The 14,787-nt window shown below is 72.0% G+C and carries 16 protein-coding genes and 1 pseudogene; 11 read left to right on the top strand and 6 right to left on the bottom strand.

Going from position 1 to position 14,787, the window contains the following annotated elements; genetic code table 11:
• Positions 1-175: 175 nt before the first annotated feature.
• Positions 176-1,084 (top strand): diacylglycerol kinase family protein, encoded by a 909-nt coding sequence (locus DDP54_RS00555; RefSeq protein WP_109130089.1) that lies wholly within the window; start codon positions 176-178, stop codon positions 1,082-1,084.
• Between the two features lie 66 nt (positions 1,085-1,150).
• Positions 1,151-1,561, top strand: a complete 411-nt coding sequence (locus DDP54_RS00550; RefSeq protein WP_109130088.1) for a TIGR03668 family PPOX class F420-dependent oxidoreductase — start codon at positions 1,151-1,153, stop codon at positions 1,559-1,561.
• An 8-nt stretch (positions 1,562-1,569) separates the two neighbouring features.
• Here the strand turns inward: DDP54_RS00550 and DDP54_RS00545 are convergent, their stop codons facing one another.
• From DDP54_RS00545 to DDP54_RS00525, 5 genes are all read right to left on the bottom strand, one after another.
• On the bottom strand, positions 1,570-1,866 hold the full coding sequence (locus tag DDP54_RS00545) for a hypothetical protein (protein WP_109130087.1): 297 nt from the start codon (positions 1,864-1,866) through the stop codon (positions 1,570-1,572).
• Positions 1,863-2,090, bottom strand: coding sequence for a hypothetical protein (locus DDP54_RS17905; RefSeq protein WP_146192320.1), 228 nt, complete (start codon positions 2,088-2,090; stop codon positions 1,863-1,865). The genes DDP54_RS00545 and DDP54_RS17905 overlap by 4 nt, the downstream gene beginning before the upstream one ends.
• A 173-nt stretch (positions 2,091-2,263) precedes the next feature.
• Positions 2,264-3,367 carry a sugar kinase gene (locus DDP54_RS00535; protein ID WP_109130085.1) on the bottom strand — a complete coding sequence of 368 codons (1,104 nt, stop codon included), beginning with the start codon at positions 3,365-3,367 and terminating at the stop codon, positions 2,264-2,266.
• A gap of 51 nt (positions 3,368-3,418) precedes the next feature.
• A complete protein-coding gene (gene eda / locus DDP54_RS00530; RefSeq protein ID WP_109130084.1) occupies positions 3,419-4,063 on the bottom strand; it encodes a bifunctional 4-hydroxy-2-oxoglutarate aldolase/2-dehydro-3-deoxy-phosphogluconate aldolase in 645 nt (214 codons plus the stop codon).
• A 143-nt stretch (positions 4,064-4,206) separates the two neighbouring features.
• Complete coding sequence (locus tag DDP54_RS00525; RefSeq protein WP_109130083.1) at positions 4,207-4,986, bottom strand: IclR family transcriptional regulator; 780 nt, start codon at positions 4,984-4,986, stop codon at positions 4,207-4,209.
• Between the two features lie 252 nt (positions 4,987-5,238).
• Here DDP54_RS00525 and DDP54_RS18785 point away from each other — a divergent pair.
• From DDP54_RS18785 to DDP54_RS00485, 9 genes and pseudogenes are all read left to right on the top strand, one after another.
• Positions 5,239-5,424 (top strand): annotated as a pseudogene (locus DDP54_RS18785) (glycoside hydrolase family 88 protein); the annotation flags it as partial.
• Positions 5,410-6,408, top strand: a complete 999-nt coding sequence (locus DDP54_RS00520; RefSeq protein WP_347338487.1) for a fumarylacetoacetate hydrolase family protein — start codon at positions 5,410-5,412, stop codon at positions 6,406-6,408. The pseudogene DDP54_RS18785 and the gene DDP54_RS00520, both read left to right, overlap by 15 nt.
• On the top strand, positions 6,405-7,169 hold the full coding sequence (gene kduD / locus DDP54_RS00515; protein ID WP_109130081.1) for a 2-dehydro-3-deoxy-D-gluconate 5-dehydrogenase KduD: 765 nt from the start codon (positions 6,405-6,407) through the stop codon (positions 7,167-7,169). Before DDP54_RS00520 ends, kduD begins: the two co-directional genes overlap by 4 nt.
• 44 nt (positions 7,170-7,213) lie before the next feature.
• Positions 7,214-8,053, top strand: a complete 840-nt coding sequence (gene kduI / locus DDP54_RS00510; protein WP_109130080.1) for a 5-dehydro-4-deoxy-D-glucuronate isomerase — start codon at positions 7,214-7,216, stop codon at positions 8,051-8,053.
• 65 nt (positions 8,054-8,118) lie between these two features.
• The gene (rhaI, locus tag DDP54_RS00505) at positions 8,119-9,306 is read left to right on the top strand and encodes an L-rhamnose isomerase (RefSeq protein WP_109130079.1); all 1,188 of its coding nucleotides are present in this window, start codon (positions 8,119-8,121) and stop codon (positions 9,304-9,306) included.
• Positions 9,307-9,315: 9 nt separating this feature from the next.
• A complete protein-coding gene (locus DDP54_RS00500; protein ID WP_109130078.1) occupies positions 9,316-10,824 on the top strand; it encodes a rhamnulokinase family protein in 1,509 nt (502 codons plus the stop codon).
• Entirely contained in the window at positions 10,821-11,462 is a 642-nt protein-coding gene (locus tag DDP54_RS00495; protein ID WP_109130077.1) for a class II aldolase/adducin family protein, read from the top strand. Before DDP54_RS00500 ends, DDP54_RS00495 begins: the two co-directional genes overlap by 4 nt.
• Positions 11,463-11,541: 79 nt before the next feature.
• Positions 11,542-12,579 carry a LacI family DNA-binding transcriptional regulator gene (locus tag DDP54_RS00490; RefSeq protein WP_109130076.1) on the top strand — a complete coding sequence of 346 codons (1,038 nt, stop codon included), beginning with the start codon at positions 11,542-11,544 and terminating at the stop codon, positions 12,577-12,579.
• A gap of 94 nt (positions 12,580-12,673) precedes the next feature.
• Positions 12,674-13,186 (top strand): DinB family protein, encoded by a 513-nt coding sequence (locus DDP54_RS00485; RefSeq protein ID WP_109130075.1) that lies wholly within the window; start codon positions 12,674-12,676, stop codon positions 13,184-13,186.
• 820 nt (positions 13,187-14,006) lie between these two features.
• Here the strand turns inward: DDP54_RS00485 and DDP54_RS00475 are convergent.
• The gene (locus DDP54_RS00475) at positions 14,007-14,786 is read right to left on the bottom strand and encodes an alpha/beta hydrolase (RefSeq protein ID WP_158274420.1); all 780 of its coding nucleotides are present in this window, start codon (positions 14,784-14,786) and stop codon (positions 14,007-14,009) included.
• Position 14,787: the final 1 nt, after the last annotated feature.

Below are 14,787 nucleotides of genomic sequence, written 5' to 3'. Positions count from 1 at the left end.
ACGCGCACGACCACCTCGACACGCGTGCCGTCCCGGCAGCGACAGTGACGGGTGCCCGTCGGCCCCAGGAGCTGGCGGTCGTCCTCGCTCGCTCGCGCTGTACGGCGTCTGGACGGTCGCGGTCATCGGGGGAGCGGCAGCACGCGTCGTCGACCCGCGGCTCGCGCCGCCGTCGATGACACCGCGCTCGATACCCGGTCAGGCTGCCGAGGCCTTCGCGCTCGTCAGCCACCCCTACGCGGTGCTCGCGGTCACCCTCGCCCTCGCTCTGCGCTCGTGGAAGCAGCGGCAGCGACGACTCACGCTGGCGCTGGTGGTCGCCGCGCTCGGCGTCCCGCTGTGGGAGCTGCAGCGCGCCCTGGTCGGCCGACCCCGACCGGCCTCCGTGTTCGCGGACTCGGTCTCGGCGACGGGTTCGGCGTTCCCTGCCGGGCACATGGTCGCTACCACGATCCTGACGTGGGTCGTCGTGACCCTCGCGAACGTGCAGCGCACGTCGTCACGGTCCCAGTGGAAGCGGCGCGTCCTCGGGACCTTCCTGGTCGGCTGTGTCGGCACCGACCAGTGGGCGATGGGCGCGCAGCACGGCACCGACCTGATCGGAGGCGTCCTGCTGGGCGTGACCGTGGCGTCCGGAGCGCTCTGGGCCAGCGGCGTCGAGGCGACCACCCGCGCGTGGCGGCTGCACGAGCTTCCGCCCGAGGCGGCAGGGCGCGCTGCGGTGATCTACAACCCGACGAAGATCCTCGACCTCGACCTCTTCCGGCGACGCGTCGCGTTCGCGATGGCACGAAGTGGCTGGGACTCTCCGCTGTGGCTGGAGACGCATCGAGACGACCCGGGCCGAGAGATGACGCGCTACGCGTTGGCCCAGGGCGTCGACCGCGTCCTGGTGGCCGGAGGCGACGGCACGGCGCGCACGGTCTGCGCCGAGTTGTCGGGGAGCGGGGTGCCCGTCGCGCTCATCCCCGCTGGCACCGGCAACCTCCTCGGGCGCAACCTGGGCATCCCGCTCGACGAGGACGCGGCGCTGCGCCGAGGTCGAACCGGGCGCACTGCTCGTCATGGCGCCGCGGTGAGTTGACGGGGGAGCGGCGAACGAGCGTGCGCGCCGGGCTGCGGACACCGAGCTGCGGGGGCATCCTCGGGCATGGAGCCGCACGAGTGCCGCCGACGCTTCGGTCTGGCGGACCACGCCTACCTCGCGACCGTCAACGACGACGCCTCACCGCACCTGGTCCCGGTGACCTTCGCGCTCGCCGCGGACACGATCGTGATCGCCGTCGACCACAAGCCCAAGCGCACCACGGCGCTGCGACGGCTGCACAACATCGCGCGGCGGCCGGCGGTGAGCCTGCTCGTCGACGAGTACGCCTCGGACTGGGCCCGCCTGTGGTGGGCCAGAGCCGACGGGACGGCCGCCCTGGCGCACGACGGCCCCGTGCGCGACGAGGGGATCGAGCGCCTCGTCGCGCGGTACTCGCAGTACCGGGACGTGCGCCCGGACGGAGCCGTGATCGTCGTGTCCGTGCACCGGTGGTCGGGCTGGTCCGCGCGCTGAGAGGACAACTAGGTCTCGTCGGTGGTGCTCGCCTCGACGCGGAACACCTCCAGGACGGGATCCGCCCCGACCTGCCGGAACAGCCGGGGAGCCGCAGGGGGTTCCGGAGCGGCACGCATCTGGTCGAGCGCCACCTGGTCACGCCACAGCGTCTGGACCCGCCAGGCGCCGTCGCGTCCTCGGAGCAGCTCCGTTCGCTCCAGCCCGTCCGGTCTGGGCTCGGCGAGCAGTCGTCGGAACCCGTCGAGGAGGTCAGCCTCCTGCCCGGGCTCGACGATCGCACTGACCTCGGTCATGACCTTCATCGCGCCCTCCTGACCTTCGGTGGCAGCGTGCCGACGTGGTCGCGCGCCCGCGCCAGCCAGCTCGCCTTCTCCGCGTCGGGCAGCTCTGCCGGAAGGGACCAGAAGCCGCTCATCGGACGCTCCGCGGGACCGAACGGTCCACTTCCGGGCAGCCCGGCCAGCTCGGCCAGACCCGCAGGACCGAGCTTCACCCCGATGTCCTCGCCGAACAGCCCGGCAAACATGTTGTTGCGCGAGGTGGCGGCGGTGGCGGCCGCCTGTCCCGTGTTCCGGGTGGACCGCCGGAGGTGAGGTCGGTGGCGGGTTCGCACCTCACGGCACGTGAGCCAGGCCCCCGCGAGGGATGACGCCACCTGGTCGGAGCGTGGACCTGGCCGGCGAGCGGCGTTGACCGGACCTAGCGGTCGACGCGCGCACCACCCCCGGCAGCGAGCTTGAGCACCTCGGCCTTGGTGGCCATCGTGGTGTCGCCGGGGGTCGTCATCGCGAGCGCGCCATGGGCTGCGCCGTACTCGACGGCTGTGGCCAGGGGCTGGCCGTCGAGCAGGCCGTAGATCAGCCCGGAGGCGAACGAGTCGCCCCCGCCGACACGGTCGAGGATCTCGAGGCGCTCGCGGTGGGTGGCCTGCACGACGCCGGTCGACGGCGACCACGCGATCGCGCCCCAGTCGTTGATGGAGGCCGACCGGACGGTGCGCATCGTGGTGGCGATGACCTGGAAGTTCGGGTAGGCCGCCGCGGCGGTGGCGATCATCGCGGCGAACGTGTCGACCTGGAGCGCCGAGAGGTTCTCGTCGGTGCCTTCGACCTCGAAGCCCAGGGACGCGGTGAAGTCCTCCTCGTTGCCGATCATCACGTCGATGAACGGGGCGATCTCGCGGTTGACCTGCTGGGCCTTGGCCTGCCCACCGATCGCCTTCCACAGGCTCGGGCGGTAGTTCAGGTCGTAGGAGACGACGGTCCCGTGCCGCTTGGCCGCCGTGACGGCCTCGATCACTGTCGCCGCTGCCGACTCCGACAGGGCAGCGAAGATGCCGCCGGTGTGGAACCACCGGACGCCGAGCTCACCGAAGAGGTGGTCCCAGTCCACGTCGCCGGGCTTGATCTGCGAGACCGCAGTGTGGCCGCGATCGGACACGCCGAGCGCTCCACGGACCCCGAACCCGCGCTCGGTGAAGTTGATCCCGTTGCGCACCGATCGGCCGATGCCGTCGTAGGGGACCCACGAGATGAACGAGGGGTCGACGCCGCCGGCGAGGATCATGTCCTCGACGAGCCGGCCGATCTCGTTGTCGGCGAGCGCCGTCACCACGGCCGTGCGCAGCCCGAAGGCGCGGCGCAGGCCGCGGGCCACGTTGTACTCGCCGCCACCCTCCCAGGCCCGGAACGACCGGGCGGTGCGGATGCGACCCTCGCCCGGGTCGAGCCTGAGCATCACCTCACCGAGGGACACGGCGTCGAAGCGGCACTCGGAGGCGGGGCGGATACGCAGGTCGGTCATCGCAGGGTCCTTCGTCGGTGGGGTCGCGGGACGGGCGGGCAGGTCGCGGGGCTACAGAGCCGTCGCGGTCGTCAGCGACCGGGCGAGCGCGACGGCTCCGGCCGTGAGCGTGGTGATGCGGTCGAACTGGCCCCCGGTGACGAGGTCGCGCGGGCACATCCACGAGCCGCCGACGGCGGTGACTGCGGGGATCGCGAGGTAGTTGCCGAGGTTCGTGGGGCCGACGCCGCCGGTGGGCACGAACCGGAGCCCGCCGAACGGTGCCGAGAGGGCTGAGATCGCGGGTGCGCCTCCGGAGGTCCCGGCGGGGAAGAACTTCACCGTCGTCAGGCCCAGCTCGAGGGCGGCCTGGATCTCGGTGGCGGTGACCGCACCGGGCAGCGCGAGGACGCCCAGCTCCTGGCACCGCTCGACGACGGCGCGGGACAGGCCGGGGGAGACGATGTAGCTGGCGCCTGCCGCCACGGCCTGGTCGACCTGTGCGACGGTGAGGACCGTCCCGGCGCCGACCAGGATGTCGCCGCGGGCCGACATGGCGCGCATCGAGTCCAGCGCTGCAGCGGTGCGGAATGTGACCTCGGCGACGGGCAGGCCACCGGCGACCAGTGCACCGGCCAAGGCATCGGCGTCGGCGGCGTCGTCGAGCACGACGACGGGCACGAGGCGGGCGGCGCTCAGGGCGGACAGGACGTCCATGACGGACTCCGTTTCGCTAGGGGAAACTGACGTATCACTCACGGGAACCATCATGACACGGCGAGGCCGCGATGCCCTCAGGCAGTCCAGCACTGCTTCGCCGTCGGAGCGAGTCCGCTGTGCGGACGCGCCGCCCGGCGGCCCTACGGCAGGCTGAGGGTCGCGGGGAGCAGCGGTGGCAGCACCCGGGTCATCTGCTCGTGCAGCCAGGTGATCCGCTCCGCGTCCATCCGCTCCGCGGGTGCCGTGATGCTCACCGCGCCGATCGCGGCCCCCTGACGCAGCAGCGGGACCGCGATGCAGCTGATCCCCGGCTCGTTCTCCTGGGCCTCGATCGCGTAGCCGCGCTCGACGGCCCGCTGCATCGCGAGCCATGCGCGGTCGGCGGACGCGTCGTCGGTCACCCCGCCGTCGGCCGCGACCAGGTACCCCGCCAGCGCCCGTCGGTCGGTGCCCCGGTAGGCCAGCAACGCCCGGCCGAGCGCGGTGGAGATCGCCTGACGCCTCCGGCCGACGGCCGACCAGACCCGCACGGAGCGTTCGGGCTCGACCTTGTCCAGGTAGATCACCTGCGTCCCGCTGAGGACGCCCAGGTGCACCAGCTCGTCGACCGCGCCGCACAGGGCGACGAGCGCCGGGTGCAGCATCACCGCGAGGTTCTCGTCGCCGAAGTAGCGCTCGGCGAGCTGGATCGCTGACGGCCCCAGCAGGTACGCGCCCGACGACCGGTCCTGCGTGACGAAGCCGCGGAAGCTCAGAGCCGCCAGCGCACGGTGGAGCGTCGACTTGTTCAGGTCGAGGGCCGCGGCCAGCTCGGCCAGCCCCACGCCGGTCGCCCCCGCGCGTGCGAGTGCGTCCAGGACGAGCAACGCCCGGTCCACGCTCTCGACGGGCGAGGTGCTCCCATGCGACGACTCCGCCATCAGCTGCTGCCTCCCGTTGCCTGACCTGCGACCAAGCGTATGGGCACTCGACAGGCTCTCCCGCGGCGTTGGGGTGCCGACGTCGAGCGGCAGGGCCCGAGAGCGGGGTCGCCGAGGTGCCGGGTGATGCACCAGCCTCGACACATCTCACCCGCCCCGGCAGCGACACCGCCTTGAGGATCCCGTAGGCGAAGCCCGCCGTGGCGGACGCCTCGACATACGACGAGGGGTCCGTCAGCAGGGTGCGCCAAGGGGTACCTCGATGCGACGTACGCGCCGGTCGCTGAGAAGGCCGTCGAGGCGAGCATCGCGAACGTGTCCGACGACGGCGGGCTGCAGCGGTCGTCGTTCGGCACCGGCATAGGGTCGTACCCGGGCTTCTACCGCGCGATCCCGCGCACCTCGATGCCGTACGGCCAGGCCATGGCGATCCTGTACCTGGCCGAGTGCCGGCCCGCACCTACTACGGAGTCGGCGGCGGGCGGCCGGTCCCTTCGGGTCCGGTCCCCGATCGCGATCGAACGAGAGCACGGAGGAGAGAGCATGCGACTTGTCAGCGTTGAGGTCGACGGGCAGGAACGGCCCGGGGCGGTCGTGGCAGGACAGGACGGCGTCGACCGGGTCCTGGACCTGGGAGCGATCACCGGGTGCGCGACCCTCGCGGAGCTGCTGGCTGACGACGCGGCGCTCGCCGCCGCGCGCGCCGCGGTCGGCCGGGCCGACGGTGCGCTCCTGCCCCTGCTGGCCGACGTGCGGCTCGCTCCGCCGGTGCGGCCCGGCAAGATCCTGTGCCTCGGGTACAACTACGCGGGCCACTCCGAGGCGGGTCTGGGCCCGGAGGCGCCGCCCTACCCGAACGTCTTCATCAAGACGCCGAACACGATCAACGGTCCGCGCGACCAGGTGGTCATGCCGCGGGCCGCGACCGACGTCGACTACGAGGGCGAGATCGCCGTCGTGATCGGCCGGACGGCCCGGGACGTCGACGAGGCCGACGCGATGGCGCACGTCGCCGGGTACACGCTGTTCAACGACGTGTCCGACCGCGGCTGGCAGAACCGCGCGAGCCAGTGGGCCCTGGGCAAGAGCGTCGACGGCTTCGGCCCGCTCGGCCCCTGGGTCGTCACGACCGACGAGGTGCCCGACCTGCCCGGTCGGCAGATGGAGGTCGAGCGCGACGGGGTCGTGACGGTGCTGGCGAGCACCGACGCGATGGTCTTCGGCGTCGCGTTCCTCGTGCACTACCTGTCCCAGGTCATCACGCTCCAGCCCGGGGACATCATCTCGACCGGGACCCCCGCCCGGTCCGCCGAGGCTCAGGCCGCCCACGTTCCGCTCGCCCACGGGGACACGGTGACCGTCCGGGTCACCGGGCTCGGCGAGCTCACGACGACATTCGTCTCGATGGAGGAAACCTCATGATCCTTGACTCGTTCCGACTCGACGGCAAGGTCGCCCTGGTCACCGGTTCGTCGCGCGGCCTGGGGCAGGGTGCGGCACTGGCCTTCGCCGAGGCGGGCGCGGACATCGCGCTGCTCGACCGGACCCACGCGGACGAGACAGCCGCGAAGGTCCAGGCCCTCGGCCGCAGGACGCACATGATCGAGCTCGACCTGATCGCCGCCACCCCGACCGAGATGGATGCTGCGATCCAATCCGTCGTGGACGAGCTCGGGCGGATCGACGTCCTGGTCAACAACGCCGGGATCATCCGCAGGGCGCCGTTGCTCGAGCACCCGGCGTCCGACTGGGACGACGTGCTCGCCATCAACCTGGACGCGGTGTTCCACCTGTCGCAGTCCGCGGCCCGGCGGTACGTGGCTCAGGGCGGCGGCAAGATCATCAACATCGCGTCGATGCTGGCGTTCCAGGGCGGGATCCTCGTGCCGGGGTACGCGGCGAGCAAGCACGCCGTCGCGGGGATCACCAAGTCGTTCGCCAACGAGCTCGCCGCCCGCGGCGTGAACGTCAACGCGATCGCCCCCGGGTACATGGCCACCGACAACACCGCACCGATCCGTGCCGACGAGGCCCGCGAGAAGTCGATCCTCGACCGCATCCCCGCCGGTCGCTGGGGCACCCCCGCCGACCTGCAGGGCACGTTCGTCTTCCTGGCCTCGCCCGCGTCGGACTACCTGAACGGCGCGATCATCCCCGTCGACGGCGGTTGGCTGGTCCGCTGAACACCCCGCCTGGACCCCCTGCACCACGAACTGGAGAACCACCCATGGAACAGCGCTACGCAACCAGCCCGGACCAGCTCCCGACGTTCGACACCGAGGCGCTCCGCCAGCGGTTCCTCGTCGAGACGGTGTTCGCCCCCGGCGAGGTCAACGTCGTCTACACGCACCACGACCGGATCGTGCTCGGCGGCGCGGTGCCCGCGGGCCAGCAGCTCGCGCTGCCGACCTTCGACGAGCTCCGGGCCGAGTACTTCCTCGCCAACCGTGAGCTCGGCATCGTCAACGTCGGCGGCGCCGGCACGGTCACCGCGGACGGCGAGACGTTCACCCTGCCGCACGGGGCGTGCCTGTACATCGGCCGCGGCACCCGGGACATCGTGTTCGCCGACGCCCCGGCGGGTGAGGACGCCGGGGGGGCGCAGTTCTACCTGTTCAGCGCGCCGGCCCACACCACCCACCCGACCCAGCTGGTGCTCCAGGGTCAGGGCACGGTGCGTGAGCTGGGCGACCAGCTCACCAGCAACCGGCGGACCCTGAACCAGTACATCCACGCCAACGGGATCCGGTCCTGCCAGATCGTCATGGGGGTCACGCAGCTGCACCCCGGGTCGATGTGGAACACGATGCCTGCCCACACCCACGACCGTCGCACCGAGTGCTACCTGTACTTCGACGTGCCGGCCGACGCCCGCGTGATCCACCTGATGGGCCAGCCGACCGAGACCCGGCACCTCGTGGTCGCCGACCGCCAGGCTGTCATCTCGCCGTCCTGGTCGCTGCACTCCGGCGTCGGATCCGCCGCGTACTCGTTCGTGTGGGCGATGGCGGGGGAGAACCAGTCCTTCGACGACATGGACGCCGCTCCCGTCACCTCGCTGCGCTGAGCTCCGCCGGCTGCACCGTCGCACCCCGCACCCGCACCCCGACCCCCGACCGAAAGAGCACCACCATGACCCTCACCGACTCCACACCCGCACGCATCGCCGCTGCCACCGCCGCGCTGCGCGCCCAGACGATCGAGGTGCCGTCGTGGGCCTTCGGCAACTCGGGGACCCGGTTCAAGGTCTTCGCCCAGGCCGGGGTGCCGCGCGACCCGTACGAGAAGATCGCCGACGCCGGCCAGGTCAACCTGTACACCGGGATCGCCCCGCGCGTGTCGCTGCACATCCCGTGGGACAAGGTCGAGGACTACGACGACCTGGCGCGCCACGCGAAGGACAACGGCGTGGCCGTCGGAGCCATCAACTCCAACCTCTTCCAGGACGACGAGTACATGCTCGGCTCGCTGACCCACGCCGAGCCGCGGATCCGGGCCAAGGCCGTCGCCCACCACCTCGAGTGCATCGACATCATGCGCGCGACCGGGTCCCGGGACCTGAAGATCTGGCTGCCCGACGGCACGAACTACCCAGGTCAGGACTCGATCATGGCCCGCCAGGACCGTCTCGCCGAGAGCCTGGCGACGATCTACGCGGCCCTCGACCCGGACCAGCGCCTGATCCTGGAGTACAAGTTCTTCGAGCCCTACACGTACACGATGGACATCCCCGACTGGGGCACCTCGCTGCTGCACTGCATGGCGCTGGGGGAGCGAGCCATGGTCGTGCTCGACACCGGGCACCATGCCCCGAACACCAACATCGAGTTCATCGTCGCCCAGCTGCTGCGGGCCGGGCGGCTGGGAGCCTTCGACTTCAACTCCCGGTTCTACGCCGACGACGACATGATGGTCGGCTCGGCGGACCCCTTCCAGCTGTTCCGGATCATGCACGAGATCGTCTCGAACGGGGCTCTCGCGCCGGACTCCGGGGTCAGCTTCATGCTCGACCAGAACCACAACATCGAGCCCAAGATCCAGGGCCAGATCCGCTCGATCATGAACATCCAGGAGGCCACCGCCAAGGCGCTGCTCGTCGACGCCGAGGCCCTGACCGCCGCCCAGCTGTCCGGTGACGTGCTCGGCGCGAACGGGACGTTCATGGACGCGTACAACACTGATGTGCGCCCGCTGCTGGCGGACCTCCGCGTCGCACAGGGCCTCGACCCCGACCCGATCGTCGCGTTCAAGGCGAGCGGGTATGCCGAGAAGGTTGCCGCGGACCGCATCGGTGGCACCCAGGCCGGCTGGGGCGCGTGAGTCCACGCCATGACCCCGACCACGCGCGTCGTCGCGATCGACCTGGGTGCCTCCAGCGGGCGCGTGATCTCCGTCCGCGTCGGGCCCGGCATCCTGGAGGCCGTCGAGGAGCACCGCTTCCCGAACGAGCCCGTGACCGTGGCCGGGACGATGCACTGGGACGTCCTGCGCCTCATGCACGGCATCGAGCACGGTCTGCGGCGGGCCCGCCTCGCGGGGCCCGTGGACGCGATCGCGATCGACTCCTGGGCCGTCGACTACGGCCTGCTCGGCGCTGATGGGCGGCTGCTGGGCAACCCTGTCCACTACCGCGACGACCGCACGGTGGGCATCCTCGAGCGGCTTGGTTCCGAGCTCGACGCGGCCGCGGTCTACCGGACGACGGGACTGCAGCAGCAGCGCTTCAACACCCTCGGCCAGCTGACCGCGAGCAGGGGCTCGGCCCAGCTGGCGGCGGCCCGGCGTCTGCTGATGATCCCCGACCTGCTGGCCTACTGGTTGACGGGTGTGGAGTCGGCCGAGGTGACCAACGCCTCGACGACCCAGCTGTTCGACGCGACCCGCCGAGCGTGGGACCCGGAGCTCGTCGCGCACCTCGGGCTGCCCCTCGAGCTGTTCCCCGTGGCCGTCGAGCCGGGCACCGTGATCGGGGGCGTGCTGCCCGACGTCGCGAGGCGGACGGGCATCGACCCGGGGACCCCGGTGGTCGCCGTCGGCTCGCACGACACCGCGTCCGCGGTCGTGGGCGTGCCGGCGCAGAACCCGGACTTCGCCTACATCTCGTGCGGCACGTGGTCGCTCGTGGGCCTCGAGCTGGACGCACCGGTCCTGACCGACGCGAGCCGCGAGGCGAACGCCACGAACGAGCTCGGCGTCGACGGGACCGTGCGGTACCTGCGCAACACCATGGGCCTGTGGATGCTGCAGGAGTGCCAGCGGCACTGGGCGTCGCGCGGTGAGTCCGTGCCGCTCGACGAGCTCCTGGGCCGCGCCGGCGCCGAGCCGGTCGCGACGTGGCTCGTGGACGCCGACGACGAGCAGTTCCTCGCCCCGGGCGACATGCCCGGTCGCATCGCTCGCGCCGCGGGCGAGCACGGGCCCGTGCCGCAGACCCCGGCGCAGGTGGTGCGGTGCATCCTCGACAGCCTCGCGTTGGCCTACCGGCGCTCGATCGCCCGCCTGCAGGAGCTGTCGGGCCGCGAGGTGCGCGTCGTGCACGTCGTGGGTGGCGGCTCGCAGAACGCGCTCCTGTGCCAGCTCACGGCGGACGCATGCCGACTCCCGGTCGTCGCCGGCCCGACGGAGGCAGCTGCCCTGGGCAACGCGCTCGTCCAGGCCCGCGCCCTCGGCGCCATCGCCGGCGGCCTGCCGGAGCTGAGGGCGCTGCTGGCCTCGACCCAGCCCCTGCGCTTCCACCAGCCCGGCGGCGACCCGCACGTCTGGGCCGATGCGGCCGACCGGCTGCACGCACCCCGCAATCCACATCGCACGACCACACAGAAGGTGAGACTGACATGAGCCTGGCAAGCACCCAGCTGCGCGAGGAGATCCTGTACTGGTGCCTGGAGTCGGTGCGCACCGGCCTGAACTTCAACACCCAGGGCAACATCTCTGCCCGGCTGCCCGAGCACGACGCGATCGTCATCACCCCTTCCGGGGTGCGCTACGACGTGCTCGCGCCCGAGCAGATGGTCGTCATCGGCTACGACGGGGTGGTCATCGAGGGTGACCTCTTCCCGTCCACGGAGACGGACGTCCACCTGGCGCACTACCGGGCCCGGCCCGACGTCAACGCGATCGTGCACACCGAGTCGCCGTACGTGAACGTGTTCGGCGCCGTGGGCCGGACCATCGACCCCGTGCTGCTCAACATGGTCCTGTACGCCAAGGGCCCGGTGCCTGTGATGCCGTTCGAGTTCTCGACCAACTCGGAGTTCGGCGCGCGCAGCGCCGAGGCGATGGGCTCCCAGGTGAACGCCGTCGTGTGGGCCAACCACGGCCTGCTCTCGGTCGGGGAGGACCTTGCCGGTGCGTTCAAGGTCGCGGTGGCCGTGGAGGCGAACGCGCAGGTCCTGGCCGGCGCCCTGGCCATCGGCACGCCGAACATCCTGCGGCTGGCCGACATCGTGATCCCCGAAGGCGCGCGGCTTCCCTGATCCTGCGGGTCGACCGCGCCCAGTGGTGCGGTCGACCCGCGTCCCTGGGCGCGCCTGGACGACATGCAAGGATTCAACCGTGACCGTCGCCTCCCATGTCCGGCGTGCTTCCGTCAGTGATGTCGCGAAGCGCGCAGGCGTCGCGGTCGGGACGGTCTCCAACGTCCTCAACCGCCCCGAGGTCGTCGCCCCGGCGACCCGGGAGCGGGTGCTCGCGGCGATCGCCGACCTGTCCTTCGTCCCCAACGGCAGTGCGCGGCGGCTGCGGGCGGGCACGATCACCACGGTCGGCGCCCTCCTGCTGGACATCGCCAACCCCTTCTTCACCGAGGTCGCCCGCGGCATCGAGGACCGCCTCTCGCTCGATGACCACACGCTGATGCTGGCCAGCACCGACGACGACCTGGAGCGTGAGGCCCGGTACGTGCGGCTCTTCGAGGAGCACGGGGTCGTCGGTCTCCTCGTGGTCGCCAGCACTCCCGACGTCGCGCACCTCCTCGCGCCGATGGCCCGCGGGGTGCGCGTGGTGCTGGTGGACTCGCCGTCGCCCACCGACGCCATCCCGTCGGTCTCGGTCGACGACCAGGCAGGCGGAGCCATGGCCGCCGGTCACCTGCTCCAGCAGGGACACGACCGGCTCACGTTCCTCAACGGCCCGCACACGATCCTGCAGTGCCGGGACCGTGCCGCGGGTGCCCGCCGGGCCGTCAAGGAGGCCGGGCTCGACCCCGACGTCGTGCTGCGCGAGGTGCTGCTGCCGACCCTCAACGCCGCCGGCGGCGACGCGGCGATCCGGCGCCTGCTCGACGCCGGCCACGGCGAACCCCCGCCCGCGGTGCTGTGCGTCAACGACCTCGTCGCGATCGGAGTCCAGCGCGCCCTGCGCCTCACCGGAGGCCCGGAGCTCCTGCGTCGCACGGCACTCGTCGGCTACGACGACATCGACATCGCCAGCGAGCTCGCCACACCGCTGACCTCCGTACGCCGGCCGAAGTACGAGCTCGGGTACCGCGCCGCGGACCTGCTGCTGGCCGACAGCACCGCCGGTGCAGCCCCGCAGCACATCGTGTTCCAGCCGGAGCTCGTCGTCCGCGAGTCGAGCCTCTCCGCCGGCTGATCCGTCGCGCCGCGCTGAATCCACGAGGTGGCGCTCGTCACCCGGCTCCACGGCGCGGATGTCGCGTGGGCCACGCGGCAGGCAGGATGGCTCGATGACCTGGACCTCCGCTGCCCCCGATCCGGTCGACGGGCCGATGACCGGCGACGACCGACACATCCTCGAGGGCTTCCTCGCCTGGCAGCGCTCGACGTTCCTCAACATCTGTGCGGGTCTCACGGCGGAGCAGCTCGCCGCGCGGCCCGTGCCGACGTCGGAGCTGTCGCTGCTCGGTCTGGTACGTCACCTGGCGAAGGTCGAGCGCGTCTGGCTGCGGCAGCGGGTCGCGCGTCAGGAGGTCCCGGCGCTGTTCGGCGGCCCCGGTGACCCGAGCGACTTCCAGGACGTCGACGCGTCGGGAGCGGAGACGGAGCTCTTGGGGCTGCGCCAGGAGTGGCGGCAGGCCGACGCCGCCGCCTCGGCCGTGCCGTTCGCCCACGAGATCGACGTGCGCGGCGACGTGATGTCGGTCCGGATGGTCTACGTGCACCTGATCGGCGAGTACGCGCGCCACAACGGCCACGCGGACCTGCTGCGCGAGGCCCTCGACGGCACCCGGGGTCGCTGACGTCGGTCGTCGGATGCGCGCCGTCCTCGGCCCGACGCGGCGGCTACGGCTGAAGCTGGGAGGCAGCGGCGGGTGTGCCGAGACCGAGAAGGTCGGCCTCCACAGGCCCCCCTTCCCAGGGCGGCTGGACCCGGCGCAGGTGGCCGGACGCCAGGAACCGCTGGCGCAGGTCCTCGGGCAGGACGTCGAAAGGGTGAGGTCTGGGAGCGGTGCTGCGCGATCGCCGCGAGTCGGGTGGCGTAGTGCGGGCTGGTGTCGATGACGGTCGTGATCTCCCCGTCGGGGGTGCCGATCTCGGGCAGGTCCGCGTAGGACGAACCCGAACCGTCCTCGGCCCGGTACCGCAGCCACTCGTGCATCAGGGAGCGGGGCAGGCAGGAGAGGTAGACCGGAAGGGCGGGATCGGCAGCTGCCAGCACCGCGTCCCGGACGCGCTGGTGGTCGCGGTGCCCGTCGTCGCCGTCAAGGGTCACCACGACGGATGGCCGGTGGCGAGCGATGACGTCGCGAAGGTGCGGGACGAGCTCTGCCAGTGGCGTCGCGCACAGCGAGCCAGGCGGCGGCGTCCCGCTCATTCCGGAGTCGTGAAGGTCGAGCACCTCGACCTGAGCGACACCGAGGACGGACGCCGCGGCGCGCAGCTCCGCCTCGCGCACGGACGCCAGCCCGCCGGCAGGCTGCTGCCGGCCCGCCTCGTTCTCACCCTTCTCTCCGCGGGTTGCGCAGACGACGACGGTCCGCGTGCGCTCGGCGGCGTGCAGCAGCACCGAGCCGCACCCGAAGGTCTCGTCGTCGGGGTGCGCGACCACCGCCAGCAGGGTCATCCCAGGGTCCTCACGAAGCGCTCGATCCTCTCCACGATCGTGCCCGCGTCCTCGAACATCGGGAAGTGGCTGCGGGCGTCCAGTCGCTCGACCCTGAACCAGGGGTGCGCTCGGGAGTACTCCTCCTGCCCTCGAAGGACCGCGTCGTCGGACGGCTGTGCGTACAGGTGCAGCGCCTGGCACGGCTGGAGCGCCTCGACCGCGGCCAGGGGTACCGGGTGCTCGGCGAAGCCGGCGGAGATCTCCCGGCCGGCGCGGGCCCAGTGGGCCCGGCCGTAGCCGGCCATGGAGGCCACGTAGGCGAGCAGGCGGGCGTTGTCCAGGCCGCTCGTCCACATGCCTGCCAGACCCGCACGCACCTGCGCCCAGGCGGGGGACTGGATACCGGAGAGCGCGTCCGCGAAGCCGGGCGGCGTGCCCAGGACCATCCAGTCCAGGAACACCAGCCCAGGCACGCGGGCACCGAGCCGACGGCGCAGGCCGATGCCGGCCCAGCCGGCGTGCGACAGCAGGACCGGGACCACCTGGTCGATCCTGGCGTCGTCGAGCGCGGCGACGACCGAGTCGATGACGTCGTCGGTGGTGAAGTCGCCGCCGGTGTCCGGCGAGTCGCCGTGAGCCGGCAGGTCGAGCGAGAGGGCTCGTCGCCGTGAACCGAGGCCGGCGACGAGGTCGTCGAACACGCTCCGGTCCCCGCACCAGCCGGGGACGAGGACGACGGCAGGCTCACCGGTGCCGAGCAGGGTGGCGGCGAGCGGGGTCGGGGTGGTCTGCATG

Origin of the sequence: Cellulomonas sp. WB94, assembly GCF_003115775.1 — a bacterium.
GTDB lineage: Bacteria > Actinomycetota > Actinomycetes > Actinomycetales > Cellulomonadaceae > Cellulomonas_A.
Note: the sequence above shows the minus strand (reverse complement) of the source record. Positions and strands in the feature narration are given on the sequence as shown.

Excerpts from the sequence above, each read along its gene's own strand:
- DDP54_RS00555 (WP_109130089.1), top strand. The coding sequence starts at position 176 with ATGACACCGCGCTCGATACCCGGTCAGGCTGCCGAGGCCTTCGCGCTC.
- DDP54_RS00550 (WP_109130088.1), top strand. The coding sequence starts at position 1,151 with ATGGAGCCGCACGAGTGCCGCCGACGCTTCGGTCTGGCGGACCACGCC.
- DDP54_RS00545 (WP_109130087.1), bottom strand. The coding sequence starts at position 1,866 with ATGAAGGTCATGACCGAGGTCAGTGCGATCGTCGAGCCCGGGCAGGAG.
- DDP54_RS17905 (WP_146192320.1), bottom strand. The coding sequence starts at position 2,090 with ATGTTTGCCGGGCTGTTCGGCGAGGACATCGGGGTGAAGCTCGGTCCT.
- DDP54_RS00535 (WP_109130085.1), bottom strand. The coding sequence starts at position 3,367 with ATGACCGACCTGCGTATCCGCCCCGCCTCCGAGTGCCGCTTCGACGCC.
- eda (WP_109130084.1), bottom strand. The coding sequence starts at position 4,063 with ATGGACGTCCTGTCCGCCCTGAGCGCCGCCCGCCTCGTGCCCGTCGTC.
- DDP54_RS00525 (WP_109130083.1), bottom strand. The coding sequence starts at position 4,986 with ATGGCGGAGTCGTCGCATGGGAGCACCTCGCCCGTCGAGAGCGTGGAC.
- DDP54_RS00520 (WP_347338487.1), top strand. The coding sequence starts at position 5,410 with ATGGCGATCCTGTACCTGGCCGAGTGCCGGCCCGCACCTACTACGGAG.
- kduD (WP_109130081.1), top strand. The coding sequence starts at position 6,405 with ATGATCCTTGACTCGTTCCGACTCGACGGCAAGGTCGCCCTGGTCACC.
- kduI (WP_109130080.1), top strand. The coding sequence starts at position 7,214 with ATGGAACAGCGCTACGCAACCAGCCCGGACCAGCTCCCGACGTTCGAC.
- rhaI (WP_109130079.1), top strand. The coding sequence starts at position 8,119 with ATGACCCTCACCGACTCCACACCCGCACGCATCGCCGCTGCCACCGCC.
- DDP54_RS00500 (WP_109130078.1), top strand. The coding sequence starts at position 9,316 with ATGACCCCGACCACGCGCGTCGTCGCGATCGACCTGGGTGCCTCCAGC.
- DDP54_RS00495 (WP_109130077.1), top strand. The coding sequence starts at position 10,821 with ATGAGCCTGGCAAGCACCCAGCTGCGCGAGGAGATCCTGTACTGGTGC.
- DDP54_RS00485 (WP_109130075.1), top strand. The coding sequence starts at position 12,674 with ATGACCTGGACCTCCGCTGCCCCCGATCCGGTCGACGGGCCGATGACC.
- DDP54_RS00475 (WP_158274420.1), bottom strand. The coding sequence starts at position 14,786 with ATGCAGACCACCCCGACCCCGCTCGCCGCCACCCTGCTCGGCACCGGT.